At 37.2% G+C, this 16,068-nt stretch carries 18 protein-coding genes and 1 riboswitch; of the genes, 2 read left to right on the top strand and 16 right to left on the bottom strand.

Annotated features, from left to right (window positions below):
• Positions 1-171 precede the first annotated feature (171 nt).
• The 6 genes from AC3RV6_RS07795 to AC3RV6_RS07770 all read right to left on the bottom strand — a co-directional run bounded on the left by AC3RV6_RS07795 (position 172) and on the right by AC3RV6_RS07770 (position 3,978).
• Entirely contained in the window at positions 172-1,068 is an 897-nt protein-coding gene (locus AC3RV6_RS07795; protein ID WP_489748882.1) for a stage III sporulation protein AE, read from the bottom strand.
• A gap of 16 nt (positions 1,069-1,084) precedes the next feature.
• Positions 1,085-1,483, bottom strand: a complete 399-nt coding sequence (locus tag AC3RV6_RS07790; protein ID WP_489748881.1) for a hypothetical protein — start codon at positions 1,481-1,483, stop codon at positions 1,085-1,087.
• Positions 1,462-1,671, bottom strand: coding sequence for a SpoIIIAC/SpoIIIAD family protein (locus AC3RV6_RS07785; protein WP_489748880.1), 210 nt, complete (start codon positions 1,669-1,671; stop codon positions 1,462-1,464). The genes AC3RV6_RS07790 and AC3RV6_RS07785 overlap by 22 nt, the downstream gene beginning before the upstream one ends.
• Before the next feature lie 113 nt (positions 1,672-1,784).
• The gene (gene efp / locus AC3RV6_RS07780) at positions 1,785-2,342 is read right to left on the bottom strand and encodes an elongation factor P (RefSeq protein WP_489748879.1); all 558 of its coding nucleotides are present in this window, start codon (positions 2,340-2,342) and stop codon (positions 1,785-1,787) included.
• A 23-nt stretch (positions 2,343-2,365) separates the two neighbouring features.
• Positions 2,366-3,427: a M24 family metallopeptidase gene (locus AC3RV6_RS07775; RefSeq protein ID WP_489748878.1), complete on the bottom strand. Its 1,062-nt coding sequence runs from the start codon at positions 3,425-3,427 to the stop codon at positions 2,366-2,368.
• Between the two features lie 128 nt (positions 3,428-3,555).
• Entirely contained in the window at positions 3,556-3,978 is a 423-nt protein-coding gene (locus AC3RV6_RS07770; protein WP_489748877.1) for a hypothetical protein, read from the bottom strand.
• A 131-nt stretch (positions 3,979-4,109) separates the two neighbouring features.
• Here AC3RV6_RS07770 and AC3RV6_RS07765 point away from each other — a divergent pair, with 131 nt between their 5' ends.
• A complete protein-coding gene (locus AC3RV6_RS07765; protein ID WP_489748876.1) occupies positions 4,110-5,093 on the top strand; it encodes a DUF1385 domain-containing protein in 984 nt (327 codons plus the stop codon).
• Positions 5,094-5,163: 70 nt separating this feature from the next.
• Here AC3RV6_RS07765 and AC3RV6_RS07760 read toward each other — a convergent pair whose 3' ends face one another.
• The gene (locus AC3RV6_RS07760; protein WP_489748875.1) at positions 5,164-6,000 is read right to left on the bottom strand and encodes a lipoate--protein ligase family protein; all 837 of its coding nucleotides are present in this window, start codon (positions 5,998-6,000) and stop codon (positions 5,164-5,166) included.
• Between the two features lie 102 nt (positions 6,001-6,102).
• Between AC3RV6_RS07760 and AC3RV6_RS07755 the strand changes: the two genes are divergently transcribed.
• On the top strand, positions 6,103-6,483 hold the full coding sequence (locus AC3RV6_RS07755) for a rhodanese-like domain-containing protein (RefSeq protein WP_489748874.1): 381 nt from the start codon (positions 6,103-6,105) through the stop codon (positions 6,481-6,483).
• A gap of 144 nt (positions 6,484-6,627) precedes the next feature.
• Here the strand turns inward: AC3RV6_RS07755 and fabI are convergent, their stop codons facing one another.
• The 9 genes from fabI to AC3RV6_RS07710 form a co-directional block, all read right to left on the bottom strand.
• Positions 6,628-7,407 carry an enoyl-ACP reductase FabI gene (fabI, locus tag AC3RV6_RS07750; RefSeq protein ID WP_489748873.1) on the bottom strand — a complete coding sequence of 260 codons (780 nt, stop codon included), beginning with the start codon at positions 7,405-7,407 and terminating at the stop codon, positions 6,628-6,630.
• Between the two features lie 151 nt (positions 7,408-7,558).
• A complete protein-coding gene (gene gcvPB / locus AC3RV6_RS07745; RefSeq protein ID WP_489748872.1) occupies positions 7,559-9,019 on the bottom strand; it encodes an aminomethyl-transferring glycine dehydrogenase subunit GcvPB in 1,461 nt (486 codons plus the stop codon).
• Positions 9,012-10,379 carry an aminomethyl-transferring glycine dehydrogenase subunit GcvPA gene (gene gcvPA / locus AC3RV6_RS07740; RefSeq protein ID WP_489748871.1) on the bottom strand — a complete coding sequence of 456 codons (1,368 nt, stop codon included), beginning with the start codon at positions 10,377-10,379 and terminating at the stop codon, positions 9,012-9,014. The genes gcvPB and gcvPA overlap by 8 nt, the downstream gene beginning before the upstream one ends.
• Before the next feature lie 32 nt (positions 10,380-10,411).
• Entirely contained in the window at positions 10,412-11,512 is a 1,101-nt protein-coding gene (gene gcvT, locus AC3RV6_RS07735; RefSeq protein WP_489748870.1) for a glycine cleavage system aminomethyltransferase GcvT, read from the bottom strand.
• Between the two features lie 137 nt (positions 11,513-11,649).
• Positions 11,650-11,741: riboswitch (glycine riboswitch) on the bottom strand.
• A gap of 196 nt (positions 11,742-11,937) precedes the next feature.
• Complete coding sequence (locus tag AC3RV6_RS07730; RefSeq protein ID WP_489748869.1) at positions 11,938-12,453, bottom strand: shikimate kinase; 516 nt, start codon at positions 12,451-12,453, stop codon at positions 11,938-11,940.
• Between the two features lie 193 nt (positions 12,454-12,646).
• On the bottom strand, positions 12,647-13,096 hold the full coding sequence (gene comGF / locus AC3RV6_RS07725) for a competence type IV pilus minor pilin ComGF (protein WP_489748868.1): 450 nt from the start codon (positions 13,094-13,096) through the stop codon (positions 12,647-12,649).
• 144 nt (positions 13,097-13,240) lie between these two features.
• Positions 13,241-13,861 carry a prepilin-type N-terminal cleavage/methylation domain-containing protein gene (locus tag AC3RV6_RS07720; protein WP_489748867.1) on the bottom strand — a complete coding sequence of 207 codons (621 nt, stop codon included), beginning with the start codon at positions 13,859-13,861 and terminating at the stop codon, positions 13,241-13,243.
• Positions 13,830-13,964 (bottom strand): hypothetical protein, encoded by a 135-nt coding sequence (locus AC3RV6_RS07715; RefSeq protein ID WP_489748866.1) that lies wholly within the window; start codon positions 13,962-13,964, stop codon positions 13,830-13,832. The genes AC3RV6_RS07720 and AC3RV6_RS07715 overlap by 32 nt, the downstream gene beginning before the upstream one ends.
• A 72-nt stretch (positions 13,965-14,036) precedes the next feature.
• Positions 14,037-15,839 (bottom strand): recombinase family protein, encoded by a 1,803-nt coding sequence (locus AC3RV6_RS07710; RefSeq protein ID WP_489748865.1) that lies wholly within the window; start codon positions 15,837-15,839, stop codon positions 14,037-14,039.
• Positions 15,840-16,068 lie beyond the last annotated feature (229 nt).

Below are 16,068 nucleotides of genomic sequence, written 5' to 3'. Positions count from 1 at the left end.
GAAGGCTATGACCAAATATTGTGAAAATCGAATGAATTATCCAAATTCCCATCGCAAGTTTTATTATCGGTAGAAATTTCTCTCCTGAATCATCCGGGAAAAGAAGAAGGAGAACGGAAGACATAATCGTAATTGACAGTACACCTACTAAAAAGCTTCCACCGCCTCACCTCATTTCATTGTTAATAACTTGACCAGTACTATTGTAAAAATAGCCGTATAAATAAAAGCAAAGGCAATTAGAAATGATATCGCGCATAACACAAACAACGTTTTCCCAATATCATCAATCATGCCAGTAATGTCCTTATCAGCAAATGGTTCTATGACAGCGGCTGTCCATCTATAAAAAAGTGCAACAACTAATGTTTTAAGTGAAGGAATGATTGCAACAGTTGCGATTGTGGTTATAAGCCATCCCCCGACAAAAACACTAACGCCCGATGAATATCTGCCAATTGAACTTAAACTATCCGTCATAAACGACCCTATCAAGGGAATATTTTGCTGAATAAGTTCTTTCATAGGTTCACTTGTCATGCCTGACAGCGCCCAAGACATTGCACCACCAGCCGTAATAAAAATGGAGTAAGTCGCCACTACAGCGGAAACTACACCTAACAATGTGGTTCTTATAAGTTCAGCAAGCTTCGTAAATGGGACATTAGGAAGTAATCTGGTGGCGATATCTAAAATCAACGCCGTTGTCAACAAGGGAATTAATAGCTTTTCTGTTAAAACTATTGCGCCATTGGCAAATAACAACATGGCTGGTTGAAAGTTAAGTAAACTGAATGCCCCTCCAGCAGCAATCATGCTTGCTGTTAAAATAGGATATACGGCGATGAACATCATAGATATGGTATAAGCAATTTCGCGAATAAGTATAAAGTGAGCAAAAGCAGGCTGCAACGCCACTGTCACAACAATGATAAAAAGGAGGAATCTCGTCCAATTTTTAAACGTTGGAAATAAAAAATCAACCAACAATGCCATAAATACAGATATGACCAAAATGACAAAGCTCGATAATACGGTACCGAGAATCGTGTCAATAAAGGAGATCATAATTATACGCGTCCGATCATTTTGAAATGAGAGTAGAAAGCAAATTAATAAGCGTGGATGTTTGATTTAACCAAAGTAATAGAATGACAATCTTTACAGAAAAATGAGAGATCATCGCAAGTGATCCATAGCCTGCTTCTTTTATATGCTGAGCGATTATTTCTGAAATAAAATAAAGAATCGCACTCCCAATGAGTAATTTAGCGTACGGATTTGGTAGTACATCGAATATACTTGCGAATGTTTTGCCAAATGGAAATAGAATACTTGTTAGAAAATAAAGCAAAACAATGAGTAACAATGATGTGTATAAAATAGGCTGTAGTTGAGGTACTGCAAAGTTTATTAGCAATAGAAGTAAAAAAACGACAACTACTTGAAATAACGTAATCATTAGAGTGACATCGTGAGCCATTGAAAAAACTCCGATATTTCAGTAAAGAAAACTTTTAGAAATCGGATAAGCTCGGCAGTAATGTATAAATACGCAATGAAAAACAGAAAAAATGAGAACTCTTTTTTACCAGTTTGTTCGAAAAATACGTGCAGCAATCCGATAACTAAACCAATACCGGCGATTCTCAGCAAATCGTTTAATTCCATCCGGTACGCCTCCCATAAAACACCCTATGTAAGTCCATTCTCGTATATGCAAAAAAGCAGCCCATGATTATGGCTGCTTTTATTTTTAATAATATGTGGTTTGGTTTATTAAATTAGGCGCGTGAGACGTATTCCGCTTCTTCAGTATTAATAATTAGCTTATCGCCAACGTTGATGAAGAATGGTACTTGCACTGTTAACCCTGTTTGAACAGTAGCTGGTTTAGATCCACCACTAGATGTATCGCCCTTAATTCCAGGTTCTGTTGCAATAACTTCTAATTCAACTGTAACCGGTAGTTGTAAGCCAAGAATTTCCCCTTGGTACTGAATAATGTGGATTTCCATATTTTCTTTTAAAAACTTTAACTCATACTCAATTGTATTTCCTGGAACTTCAATTTGTTCATATGAATCATTATCCATAAATACATGTTCATCACCGTCTGCATATAAGTATTGCATACGCAAATTATCAATTCTTGCACGCTTAACTTTTTCACCAGCACGGAATGTTTTTTCATTCACATTACCTGATCGAAGGTTGCGTAACTTAGAGCGGACAAATGCTGCTCCTTTTCCGGGTTTAACATGTTGGAATTCCAGAACGCGCCAAATATCCCCTTCTACTTCAATTGTAGAACCTGTTTTAAAATCGTTTACTGAAATCATTAAAATTCCTCCATAAAAATAATTTATAAAATATGTAGTTCCTTTGGTGCGAAAGTCAGACGTTCGTTACCGGTCTCCGTAATAATAATATCATCTTCTATACGAACTCCGCCAATTCCAGGCAAATAAATACCTGGCTCCACTGTAACCGTCATATTCGGTTTCAGAATGGTTTCAGTACGGAACGATAATCCAGGCGCTTCGTGCACTTCTAGACCTATACCATGTCCTGTTGAATGCCCAAACGCCTCTTTATAGCCTTTAGAGTCAATATAATTTCTAGCAATCGCATCCGCTTTAATTCCAGACATTCCCGGCTTGATACCTCTTAACGCTAATTTCTGCGCTTCGAGTGTTACAGCGTAAATTTCTTTAAGCTTGTCTGACGGTTCGCCAACAGCGACTGTGCGTGTAATATCTGAAATATATCCCTGATATAATGCACCGTAATCCAGTGTGACAAAATCACCCGTTTCAATAATTTTATCAGTTGCTACGCCGTGTGGTAGTGCACTTCTTAATCCGGATGCAACGATAATATCAAAAGAGGATGAAGTCGCCCCTTTTTTCCGCATAAAAAATTCAAGTTCATTTGAAACATCGAGTTCTGTTATCCCTGGACGAATATGCGTAATAATATGCGCGAATGCCTCATCCGCAATATTCGCAGCTTTTTTCAGAATCGTCAATTCATCAACAGTTTTTATCATACGAAGCTCTTCGACTAGACCCGAAACTGGTTTTAACTCCGCTTCTACTTCTTTATTATACAGGTCATAAAGCCCATATGACAAATTATCTTTTTCAAAACCTACTGTCTTGATACCCATTTTTTTCACTTGTGACGCAACTTCTTCAATCATTGTTTTCTCATGCTTCACAATACGGTATCCTTCAATTTCTTTTGCAGCTTGTTCTGTATAACGGAAGTCAGTTATAAAAACCGCATCATCTTTAGAAACAAGAGCAACACCTGAAGTTCCAGTAAACTGCGTCATATAACGAATATTAAATGGATTTGTAATAAGGAGCGCATCAATTTCTTTTTGCTCCATTTGAATACGCAAATTTCTTAATTTCATCATAGCACTCTCCTTTTTTAGAACTAGAAAGGCGCATATATTCCACAATTTGCACAACACAATACGCATTAAAATAGATTTAGTGACCCTTCTAACCTAATCTATTCCATTTTATCATATTGCAAATCATTTCACACATCTCTTGAAATTTTACGCATAAATACTGAAGTTCCCACGATAAACCTAAAAACAATTGCGGTTACAGATAATAATGGAATTGAAATAGATTTAAGCGCTTTAAGAGGTGTTTCAGGCTTGTTAATCGTCCACTCTAAGGCAACAATTAATACTACGCAAAATAATATAGCAGATATAGAAGGTGGGATGTTATCCAAAAATGAAGTGATAAAATAAAGAATAGCGAAAACAATTGCGAGTCCGATAAAAAGAGATGCCCATTTTAAACTTAAAGGCATTGTCGCAAAAAACTGCACTTTCTTTGTCCACGCTATTGGTGACCACTTGATAAATTTAAATATATGTAAAAGTTTTAATGATATAGTCATAAATAAAGCGGCAAAAATTGTTGTGTAAAAAAATGTTTGATTAAACATATAAAAACCTCCTTTACTAAAAGTGTCGGATGTTTCGCATTATTTTAAACATCTTTGTGGAGGGTTGGGAAGTTTTTTAGTACAATAGATTTAGATGCAATTTGACTCGAAAGAAGGCGTGGGGAAAAATAATGGCTAAAAAACAACAACCGGCAGCCTATGGTGGTCAGGCGCTTGTCGAAGGAATTATGTTCGGCGGTAAAGAACATACAGTCGCAGCAATTCGAAGAAAAGATGATTCGATTGAATATTTTCATTTACCTAAGAAACAAAATGACTTAGCGAGGAAACTTAAAAAGATTCCGTTTCTAAGAGGACTTGTCGCATTAGTTGAATCAGCAGGTATCGGCTCTCGTCACTTAACGTTCTCAACTGATCGATATGATGTTCTTCCGGGAGAAGAAAAAGTTGAAGAGGAAGAGGAAAAGACTTCTAAATTAACAATGATTATCGGGGTTGCAGCCGTTGGTGTATTATCGTTTCTATTTAGCAAGTTTATTTTCACACTTGTACCAGTATTTATTGCACAATTATTTTATTCGGTTGCTCCAGGAAAAACCGCTCAAATATTAATTGAAACATTCTTTAAACTCACCCTATTACTTGGGTATCTTTCAATAATTTCAATGACGCCTTTTATCCGTAGGGTTTTCCAATACCACGGGGCTGAGCATAAAATAATAAATGCTTATGAAAATAAATTACCGTTAACTGTTGAAAATATACAAGCACAATCTAGACTACATTACCGCTGCGGAAGTAGTTTCATACTATTCACAGTAATCGTAGGAATGTTAATTTATTTCTTAGTACCAGCAGATCCTTTTTGGCTGCGTATCGTAAATAGAATTTTACTTATTCCAGTTGTACTAGGTGTTTCATTTGAAGTGCTTCAGATTACAAACGCAGTTCGCACGATTCCCGTGTTAAAGTATTTAGGTTATCCTGGTCTATGGCTTCAGCTGTTAACAACAAAAGAGCCAAGTGACGATCAAGTCGAAGTCGCTATCCTTTCTTTTGAAAAGTTGTTAGAAGTTGAAAAGTACGGCTCATCTGCTCTAGAGCCTACTGTAAAAGACGAAATAAAAGAAAATGTTGATCCAATATTATTGTGAAAATAAAAATCGGTATCCTAAACTCATGATGAGTAGGGATACCGATTTTTTATTATTTAAATTTCGCATTTTATTTCCGGAAAGTCCACTCATCATTTCCGTATTTACGCATTTCAATCTCTTTCACGTATTTTTCCTGTTCTTCACTTAACACTAATGGCTCTAATGATATATTTAGCGAAGTTTCGAAACCAGCACGAAAAGCTTTTACACAATCATCAATTGTCACGGGTTCTTTACTCAAACGATCAATCGCAATTGCTTTCTCCGGCAAGCTACGACGAACACGCGCCCGCAACTCTTCCGTACGAAATTTAAAAAGCGAAATTAACTTATCTTCATCCAGACTGAGTAAAATTGCACCATGCTGTAAAATAACACCCTTTTGTCTCGTTTGTGCGCTTCCTGCCACTTTTTTTCCTTCTACGACCAACTCGTACCAACTAGGTGCATCAAAGCACACACCACTCTTCGGATTTTTCAACCCTTCTCTCGATCTTTCATTATCAGGAATCGAAAAGTTTGCATCAAGACCTAAGTTTCGGAATCCTTCAAGAAGCCCACCTGAAATTACGCGATATGCTTCTGTCACCGTTTCTGGCATATTCGGATAGTCTTCGCTAACAATTACACTATATGTAAGTTCATGTTCGTGCAGCACACCTCGCCCACCAGTTGGCCTTCTGACAAAACCTAGCCCATATTCTTCAACTTTAGTCATATCAATTTCTTTATCTACACTTTGAAAATAACCAATCGATAAAGTTGCTGGGGACCATTCATAAAATCTAAGGACGGGACTAATTTCACCTTTACTATGCCAATCTAACAGCGCTTCGTCTAAGGCCATATTATAAGACGGGGTGCATTTTCCAGAATTAATAAAGTGCCATTTTGTCTTGGACATATAAAAATCCTCCTTTGTTTCAAATATCATTTCGACATCCCCATTGAACTAGTGCCGCTATACTCTTATAATAGAGTAGGAAACAGAAAGGGGAAAGTTGTTGTGGATTATCTTTACGTAATTGTCGGTGTTCTTGCTGCCTTGATCATATACTTGGTCATCACCATGCTACGCCTCAAAAAAGCCGTCACCAATTTGACGCAAGAAGAGTTCATCAAAGGTTATAGAAAAGCTCAGTTAATCGACGTCCGTGAATCAAAGGATTTCGATGCTGGCCATATCCTAGGTGCAAGAAATATTCCTTACTCACAGTTCCGTCAACGTCATAAGGAAGTACGTTCTGATTTACCAGCTTACTTTTATGATCAAAGCGGCGGAAAGAGTGCTCGTGCTGCCTTATTTCTAAAGAAAAAAGGTTATGAGCAATTATTCCATCTTCAAGGCGGATTCCGTCAGTGGACAGGAAAAGTGAAAAGTAAATAATGCTTTATGAATGCACACTGCCTGAGAACCTAATCATATAGATCTCTAGACAGAAATTAAGCCGACAAACCCTTCAAATTAAAAGGTTTGTCGGCTGTTTTTATTCTTATAGCACCGCTAAAATCCCCTTAATATTTCGGAGAATTAACCCATTATATTGTATCCACCATCGACATAAATAACTTCACCAGTTACCCCACTCGAAAGATCACTAACAACAGCCAATGTCATTTTACTAACTTCATCCTGTGTAATATTTCTTTTAAGTGGCGCTATCTCTTCCACTTTTTTCATAATTGTATTGAAAGCTGGAACACCCTTCGCGGAAAGTGTACGAACAGCACCTGCTGAAATAGCATTAACACGAATATTTTTCGGGCCTAAATCAGCTGCTAAGTACTTCACAGACGCTTCTAGAGAAGCTTTAGCTACGCCCATTACATTATATCCAGGAAGCACACGCTCAGCTCCTAGATAGCTCATTGTCACGATTGAACCGCCTTCAGTCATTAATGAACTAACTGCTTTTGAAACAGCAATTAAAGAATAAGCACTTGTATCTTGCGCAAAGGCAAATCCACTTCTAGATGTATCAATGAATTCGCCATGTAAATCTTCTGCATGTGCAAAAGCAAGCGAATGAACAAGTCCGTGAACAGTTCCTATTTCATTTTCAATCTTTACAAAAGCTTGTTGAATGCTACCATCATCATTTACATCACACTGAACAATGAGTCTAGCTTCAATACTATGTTCGCTAAGAAGTTTTTCAATACGATCCATAGAGCGCTCTTTGCGATACGTAAAAATTAAATTCGCACCAGCTTCATGTAATGTTTTCGCAATACCCCAAGCCAAACTCCTTTGATTTGCTACACCCATTATTACATAGTTTTTACCTTTAATTTTCAATAAATCGTCCATGTTTTCCTCCTAAAAAATTTAATTAATATAAAATGACTTAGCGGCTAATGTTAGCACCTGCTACTAAACTAATTATATCATAGTTTGCGCAATTGAAAAAGTGCACCGCTTGAATAAACAAGCGGCACACTTTAACTTTATAAGGAAAAACTTATTTTTTTACATAGCGAAGAACTGGTTGACGCGCCGCTTTCGTTTCATCAAGACGTTTGATGACAGTTGTATGCGGAGCATTTTGTACGATTTCAGGATTTTCTTCTACTTCCTTAGCGATTGTAATCATCGCATCGATAAACGAATCAAGCGTTTCTTTCGATTCTGTCTCAGTCGGCTCAATCATCATCGCCTCTTCAACGTTTAACGGGAAGTAGATTGTCGGTGGATGATAGCCGAAATCTAGTAATCTTTTCGCGATATCCAAAGTACGAACACCAAGTTTCTTCTGACGACGACCTGAAAGAACAAACTCATGTTTACAATGTTGCGTATATGGAAGATCATAATAAGGTTCAAGTCTACGCATCATGTAATTCGCATTAAGCACTGCGTATTCAGTTATTGCTTTCAAGCCATCAGGTCCCATTGAACGGATATACGTGTAAGCACGTAAGTATATGCCGAAGTTACCATAGAAAGGTTTAACGCGACCGATTGAATCAGGAAGATTATAATCAAGCGTATATGTGTCATCATTTTTAACTAGAACTGGGGATGGTAAGAAAGGAATTAAATCCTTATGAACACCAACTGGTCCAGATCCTGGTCCACCACCACCGTGTGGTCCTGTAAACGTTTTATGCAAATTAAGGTGAACTGCATCGAAGCCCATGTCTCCAGGACGTGCTTTAGACATAACAGCGTTCAAGTTTGCTCCATCATAATAAAGCTTACCGCCAGCCCCGTGAACGATTTCAGCCATTTCTAGAATATCATCTTCAAAAAGACCTAATGTATTTGGGTTTGTAAGCATAAGTGCCGCAATGTCGTTGCCGACTTTACTTTTAAGATCTTCAATATCTACTAAACCACGGTCGTTAGATTTTACTGTAACTGTGTCGAATCCTGCAACTGTAGCAGATGCTGGATTTGTACCGTGCGCTGAGTCTGGTACAAGTACTTTCGTACGATTGAAATCACCATTTGACTCATGGAATTTACGAATCATCATTAATGCTGTCCATTCGCCGTGCGCCCCTGCAGCTGGTTGTAAAGTTACTTGATCCATACCAGTAATTTCAGATAAGTGTTCCTGTAAATCGTACATTATTTCCATTGCACCTTGAACTGTTGACTCATCTTGGAGTGGATGAATATTTGCAAACCCTGGATAACGAGCAACAGACTCGTTTATTTTCGGATTATATTTCATCGTACAAGAACCTAGTGGATAAAACCCAGTGTCGACTCCGTGATTACGATTGGAAAGTGAAGTGTAATGACGCATGATATCAAGTTCTGAAACTTCAGGAAGGTCCGCTGGCACTTCACGCTTATATCCTTCAGGCAATAAATCTGATAAATCAAGCTCAGGAACTTCTAAATCTGGAAGACTATAACCAATTCGTCCTTCTTTTGTTACTTCAAAAATTAATGTCTGATCTTCTTTATGCATGAAGGGCCTCCGTTTCCTGCACAAACGCAGCAATTTCTGATACGAGTGCATCAATTTCTTCTTTAGTTCTTTGTTCAGTCACCGCGATAAGCGCGTGATTCTTAAGGTTATCAAACTTCAATCCAAGATCATATCCACCAAGGATACCTTTTGTGAAAAGATGTGCATTTACAGCTTTCACAGGTTGTTTATAATTCACAACAATTTCATTGAAATGTGAGCCATCAAATATTACGTCAAAACCAGCTTTTATGAAAGCTTCTTTTGCATAGCGTGTTTTCACGATATTTTGATAAGCCATTTCTTGTGTTCCGATTTTTCCAAGACCAGTCATTGCAACAGATGCTGCAAGCGCATTAAGTGCTTGGTTAGAACAAATATTAGATGTCGCTTTTTCACGACGAATATGCTGTTCACGTGCTTGCAATGTCAATACATAACCACGTTTTCCGTCCTCATCAGTTGTTTCACCAACAAGACGACCCGGTAATTTACGCATTAACTTTTTCGTTACTGCGAAGTAACCACAATGTGGTCCACCAAACGCTTCAGAAATACCAAATGGTTGTGCATCTCCAACTGTTATATCCGCACCTAGTTCACCTGGAGGCGTTAGAATTCCAAGCGCAAGTGGGTTAGATGATACAACGAATAATCCACCCGATGCATGAGCTACTTCACCAATACTTTTTATATCTTCTATTTGACCAAAGAAGTTAGGGTATTGAACAAGAATAGCAGCTACTGAATCGTCCATTAACTCATCAAGCTTTGCAGAATCAGTAATACCATTCTTATGTGGAATAGTAACTACTTCAATATTTTGCCCAGTTGCGTAAGAAAGGACAACATCGCGGTATTCAGGATGCACCGTCTCAGATATAAGCAATTTTTTACGTCGAGTATGTCCTGAAGCCAATGTTCCTCCTTCAGCAAGTGCTGTTCCGCCGTCGTACATAGAAGAGTTTGCAATATCCATTCCAGTTAACTCTGAAATCATTGTTTGGAATTCAAAAATTGCTTGCAATTCACCTTGTGAAATTTCTGGTTGATATGGTGTGTATGCTGTGTAAAACTCTGAACGAGAAATTACATGGTCAACAATGATTGGCTTATAGTGATCGTAAACGCCTGCACCAAGGAATGATGCATAACTTCGTGCATCTGCATTTTTTGCGGCAATTTTAGATAATTCTTTAGTTAGTGAAGTCTCAGATTTAGCCTTTTTTATATTATATTCGCCCTTAAAGCGTACTTTTTCTGGAATGCTTTCAAATAATTCGTCAATTGAAGAAATACCGATTACTTTTAACATTTCTTCGCGATCAGATTCCGTCATTGGAAGGTAACGATGCTTCATGTCGACTTATCCCCTTTTCTAAATTAAATTGGTTATCGTTTATAAAATGGTGTTGCGATTATAACTGCCTTTAGCACTCTCTTACGAACTTGGACAGTTACTTCTGTCCCGATTTCAGTATGCTCCGTTTTAAGAAGTGCAAAACCAATATTTTTATTGAGTGTTGGCGACTGCGTTCCAGTTGTGACTTCGCCCACTTCCTCATCACCAATAAATACTTTATAGCCAGTACGAGGAATACCTTTATCAATCATCTCAAGTCCAACAAGCTTACGTGGAACACCATTTTCTTTTTGAGATGCAAGTGCAGCTTTGCCTAAGAAATCTTCCTCTTTGTTTAATTTAACAACGAAACCAAGTCCAGCTTCTAAAGGCGAAATATCTTGTGATAATTCTTGTCCATAAAGCGGTAATCCTGATTCAAAGCGAAGTGTATCACGGGCGCCGAGACCAGCAGGTATTACACCTTCACTTTCGCCAGCTTTAAGAATTGAATCCCACAGAGCGATTACCGCTTCAGAAGGACCATAAATTTCAAAACCATCTTCACCAGTATAACCAGTTCGAGATACTAGAACCGAATGGCCATCAATAATAACATTATCCTTAAATCGGAAGAATGTAATTTCATTAAGAGGCTCTTCAGTTAGTTTTTGCAAAACCTTTTCTGCAACAGGACCTTGTAGTGCAAGTAGTCCATAGTAAGATGATTTGTCTTCAATTACAACATCTGGCGTTATATGTTTATTCATCCATTCAACATCTTTTGCAAGATTTGAAGCGTTAACAACAAGTAAATAATCATCTGTGCCGCGTTTATAGATCAGGAGATCGTCAACTGTTCCACCATTCTCATAACACATCGCAGTGTATTGAGCTTGACCATCTTTAAGTTTTGACACATCATTAGTCACTAATTTTTGTAAATAAGAAAGTGAACCTTTTCCACTTACAAGAACTTCACCCATATGTGAAACATCGAACAATCCCGCTTTTGTACGAACAGCTTCATGTTCTTCTTTGATGCTTGAAAATTGAACAGGTAAATCCCAACCACCGAAATCAATAGTTTTTCCACCATGTTCTGCATAACTTTCAAATAGCGCAGTGCGTTTTAGTGTCGTTGTCAACATGTGTTCCCCCTTTAATTTTCCATAAAAAGACAGAGGTTCCCGTTAAAACAAAGGGAACCCCTGTCCATTTACCTGAAAGTTTGACCTTGCGGCTTTCCTCGTTGGTGGCCAGATCGAACTGGCTCTCTCCAGAGATGCGTCATGTAAGAGTCTTTTTGCCTGAGAGATTCGTAATTTTTGTTACTTGCTCCTTCGGCGACGCCTAAGCGTTCTCTCCCCATACAATCATTCGCGATATTTAATTATTAGGGTCAACTAGAACCCTTTCGTGTATTATCTTAACATTTAGTTTATGTAAGCGCAATTATTTTAGTAGATTACGTTTATTTTGAAACAATAAATTCATATTTTATGTACTTCTTTGTATATCCAAGTAAGTTGAAAGAATATACACCAGGAATCATCAATTAAATTCCTGATGTATATCAATTTTCTCCACGTAACCTTTCAATTTGGAACGCTATATAGTCGGTTATATCGTGTAACGATCTCCGTTCTGTTTCAACTTTAAAATGTGCTGAATTGAGATACTTTGGCGACCGTTCTAAATAGAGATCAAGTAGTTCTTCCCGCGAGGAACGCTGCACAATTGGCCGGTTTTTATCCGATGCAATACGGCGCCATATATCAGGAAACGGCGCATTCAAATAAAAAACGAGACCTGTTTTCCTCATTATATCTCGATTTTCTTTTTTCATGGGCACGCCGCCCCCTGTTGCAATAATACATAATTCATCACGAAACGTCCTTAGATACTCCGTCTCTAGCTCACGGAAATAGGATTCTCCGTACTTTTCAAATATTTTCGGTATTGACATACCCATTTTTCGTTCGATTTCTGTGTCCATACCGTAAAATGGTAGTTTTGTCGCAAAACTTAACCTTTTACCTATTGCTGTTTTTCCAGACCCCATAAAACCAACTAAATAAACTATCTTCAATTTCATCACCCGTTTTATTAGGACAACACTAACTTAGCTATCCCGTCTCATAATCTCTATCGTTTCATTCTCATAATAAGTTTCTAGAGAATCGTATAGCCTATAAAGAGTATTATGCCATGAAACCAAGGTGAAAACAAAGAAGCTAACGAAAAAAAGTAAAATAATTGTAGCGACAAGCATGGCACCTCGATCATTCCTGATAAAGTCCAATCACAAAATCCCTCTCTTTTCGAGTCCCATTTAACAACGTAACGTCTACAACCACTGATGTTCCAATATCCTTAAATGAAGCAGTCTGCACTGTAGTCAAAAATGGAATATGACCAACGCCATTTATTCTCTTTCTAATAACAGCATTTCCAATATCAATATCAATTCTTCCTCGATCATTTAATATACGAATCCCACGCCCCCCTACATGTACATCAAAATCATAAACATTAATTAATTCTTTCTGTAAATCTACTGCAAATAACTCCCATTCACTATTCGACATTTGACTAAAATTACGTTCAATTGGCGCTTTCCAGAGAAAAAAAAGCAATACTAGTTGAGCGAACATAGCAAAAATGACAAGCTGAAACAAACTTTCAAATAATGTATAACCACGTTCGTTTAATCTCGCTAAAAATCGAGGCATTTCAACGTCACCTCAATACTCGACCTGTAATCAATACAAATCGAGTGCATTGTTATCTGCCAATTATAATCCACTCCGTCAACTTGACGGCTTCCTTCCCTTAATCCATAAGTGTGATTTTTTATCATTCCGTGATAGGCAGTTTCAGCCGCATGCATCGCTAACTTTTTTTCGTGTAGTCCAGAAGTCAATTTCGTTGCAAGCGGAAGAAGTGTCCCGAAAATAACTACGAGTATTACGAGTGTTAGTATCGATTCCGGCCAAGAATAGCCTTTCTGATTCACCAATAATCATCCTTCCGCGCTGAAATTGAAATTTAATTTCAATAATGCCTGAATTTGTAATTAGTGTAATTGATCCAAATTTAATAATATCCCCGTTAGGATGAAATTCAACTCTATCTAAATAGCTCGAATTTGATATTCTCATACCATCCGGCAGGTATGTTTCAGACATTTGTTTGCCAGGAATCGCTGTGATATATTTGGTCCTTTTCCCCATTTTAATAAATTCTACTTTTGTTGCTTTCCTGTTTGCTATTGCATAACCTTGCATGCTATGAATTGTCGAAATTAATAAATGAAGTGCATCTTCTTCAACCGTTGTACGAATCCATTTTTCACCTACTGGAATGATGATTGCGGAAAGAATGGACACGACAGATAGAACGAGGAGCAGCTCCAAAAATGTGAAACCATTTTCTTTTCTACCAAGCGGTATATAGTCATTACTTTTAACCATCTGGTGCGGGCGAAACTTTCCCATTCGTCCCAATTACTAATTTACTGCCATCGGGGCATTGTGGATTTTCAGGCAAATACTCCGCTGTTACAAGTTCTTCAAGACTAGGATAGGTATGTTTATCCATCTTGTATGCCTCCACTTGTCCTTGTACCATAGCTATGTACGCGTAATAAAACAACCAAAAGAAAAACTAACCTCAATTTAACGGGTTAGCTTGTGTTAATATATCTTCCATTTCTTGTGCTTCCTTACTCATGTTTTTTCCAGTGGAATAGAAGTTCCCTTCATTTTTAAGGTAGTCGTCATCTACTTCTTGTCCCAATCTGTAGTTATCATCTACATCCTCCCAAAATTCCCGCGCCGCCTTGTGTTCACGTCTTACTAGTTGCCTGAAATGATGTGTTTTAGATGAATGTATCTCGTCCATAGGGAAAATGGTATTAAATTCAATAATCTCATCTTCAAATGTAGGAAATAGAAACTTTATCTCAATCTCATAATCACCTATTGTTATTGACTTTAAGAGTTTCAACTTTTCATCATCCGTTATTTGTTTGTTAAATTGTATGCTATCTATAAGTAGCTTCTTCGATTCAACTTTTCCCTTTAATTTAAGAAGTGTGCTAATACTAATCTTGTCATTTTGACGGTTTAGTTCATCAATTTTGGCTTTATTTTCATCAATGGACTGCGACAACATTTCAATAACATTAGATGAACCGTCTTTCAACTGATTTTTAATTCCATCTAGTGTGATTCTATTTTCTTCTTCAAGTTGTGTACTCTGTACTGTTAGCGCATTTTTTCTATCATTCAAATTGGATGTTTCCGCTTCAATTCTTTTTGATAGTTGATTAAAACCGATATTATTAGACATTCCATCCATCACAAGGGAAACACCGACCTGATCAAATACCTTAGTAACATTGTTTATTGATATCCCCCTAATATCACATCCAAGTGATTTTCTCCTGTTTTGACATATGTAAGTGATTTTATTATTGTATCCTTGGTGTCGCACAAAACGACTACCACACTTTTCACAATACAATTTCCCGTAATAGATATCGTTCAATGTTGGTTTTCGTCCACGTTTAGATGACCTGTTTACCCTACTCTTCCTAGCTTCATTCACTATCTCCCATTCTTCTCTCGTTACAATAGAAGGAACTGCATTTACAATCCTTATCCATTCACCTTCTGGGAGGGCAACCCTCTTTACATCGGTTATATTTTGCTTTTTACTTCTGTTCATCACGGCTGTTCCATGATATATTTCTGATTTTATGATTCTTAAAACCTTATCTCCTGTCCACATCTTACCTAGTTGCGTCTTAATACCTTTTTTATTTAATTTGGTCGTTATAATATGTGCGCCTTCTGTTTGGAATCTATCATAGATAAACTTAACAGTTTTCTTCTGTTCCTCATTTATAACAATTTTATTATCGCTATTTTTTTCGTAGCCAAATGGTAGGCGGCTAGGGTTATACACACCCGCTTTAGCTACATTTTTCTTTGTGAATTTAATACGCCTACTAATATTTTCTGATTCATTTTGGGCAATCATAAAAAGTAAGCTTGTTCTCATGTGCCAATCATCATCTTTTGTGTTAAGTCCCGCATTTTCAAAAAGTACATGAACACCCTTATCTCTTAAATACTCTACTGTTAACATCCCAATATGTTGTGAACGGGAAAATCTAGTAGAGTCCTTTACAATTATCAAATTAAAATTAGGTTGCCTGCTCGAAGGAAAAAACTCATCATATCCGATATCACTTTTTTTATGGTCTAATCCCGCATCATGCATCATTCTAATAAAATCTGGTCTATGTCGCACGTTTACGCCTGTACCAACATCCGCATAAACGTCTACCAATTCATAATTTTTTTCTTCGCAATATTTTTTATAAATTTCTCTTTGGTTTTTTATAGATGATTGTTGTTCATCTTTATCCGATGATACACGAGTATATAGCACAACTTCTTCTTTCATTTGTAGTCCTCCTCGTTTCATGTTCCATATGCTTTACAACTAAATTAATTGTATCATACAAATAATGGTAGATGTGTAATCTAGCATCTATAACTAATACAGTAGGCAGAATTATATTATAAAGATGCTATCGTCTTAAAATAATCCCAGGTGTTGACATAAAGGAGGTCTGGTACTAACCGCATCAATTCATCATCAACAATCGTCATATACCCCCCATTTTGACTTG

The organism is Sporosarcina sp. So3-204 (genome assembly GCF_058068165.1).
Note: the sequence above shows the minus strand (reverse complement) of the source record. Positions and strands in the feature narration are given on the sequence as shown.

Coding starts and splice junctions, on each gene's coding strand:
- AC3RV6_RS07715 (WP_489748866.1), bottom strand. CDS start 13,964: ATGGATAAACATACCTATCCTAGTCTTGAAGAACTTGTAACAGCGGAG.
- gcvPA (WP_489748871.1), bottom strand. CDS start 10,379: ATGAAGCATCGTTACCTTCCAATGACGGAATCTGATCGCGAAGAAATG.
- fabI (WP_489748873.1), bottom strand. CDS start 7,407: ATGGACGATTTATTGAAAATTAAAGGTAAAAACTATGTAATAATGGGT.
- AC3RV6_RS07710 (WP_489748865.1), bottom strand. CDS start 15,839: ATGAAAGAAGAAGTTGTGCTATATACTCGTGTATCATCGGATAAAGAT.
- gcvPB (WP_489748872.1), bottom strand. CDS start 9,019: ATGCATAAAGAAGATCAGACATTAATTTTTGAAGTAACAAAAGAAGGA.
- AC3RV6_RS07775 (WP_489748878.1), bottom strand. CDS start 3,427: ATGATGAAATTAAGAAATTTGCGTATTCAAATGGAGCAAAAAGAAATT.
- gcvT (WP_489748870.1), bottom strand. CDS start 11,512: ATGTTGACAACGACACTAAAACGCACTGCGCTATTTGAAAGTTATGCA.
- AC3RV6_RS07720 (WP_489748867.1), bottom strand. CDS start 13,861: ATGGGAAAGTTTCGCCCGCACCAGATGGTTAAAAGTAATGACTATATA.
- efp (WP_489748879.1), bottom strand. CDS start 2,342: ATGATTTCAGTAAACGATTTTAAAACAGGTTCTACAATTGAAGTAGAA.
- AC3RV6_RS07770 (WP_489748877.1), bottom strand. CDS start 3,978: ATGTTTAATCAAACATTTTTTTACACAACAATTTTTGCCGCTTTATTT.
- AC3RV6_RS07795 (WP_489748882.1), bottom strand. CDS start 1,068: ATGATCTCCTTTATTGACACGATTCTCGGTACCGTATTATCGAGCTTT.
- AC3RV6_RS07760 (WP_489748875.1), bottom strand. CDS start 6,000: ATGTCCAAGACAAAATGGCACTTTATTAATTCTGGAAAATGCACCCCG.
- AC3RV6_RS07785 (WP_489748880.1), bottom strand. CDS start 1,671: ATGGAATTAAACGATTTGCTGAGAATCGCCGGTATTGGTTTAGTTATC.
- AC3RV6_RS07790 (WP_489748881.1), bottom strand. CDS start 1,483: ATGGCTCACGATGTCACTCTAATGATTACGTTATTTCAAGTAGTTGTC.
- AC3RV6_RS07765 (WP_489748876.1), top strand. CDS start 4,110: ATGGCTAAAAAACAACAACCGGCAGCCTATGGTGGTCAGGCGCTTGTC.
- comGF (WP_489748868.1), bottom strand. CDS start 13,096: ATGCCTCGATTTTTAGCGAGATTAAACGAACGTGGTTATACATTATTT.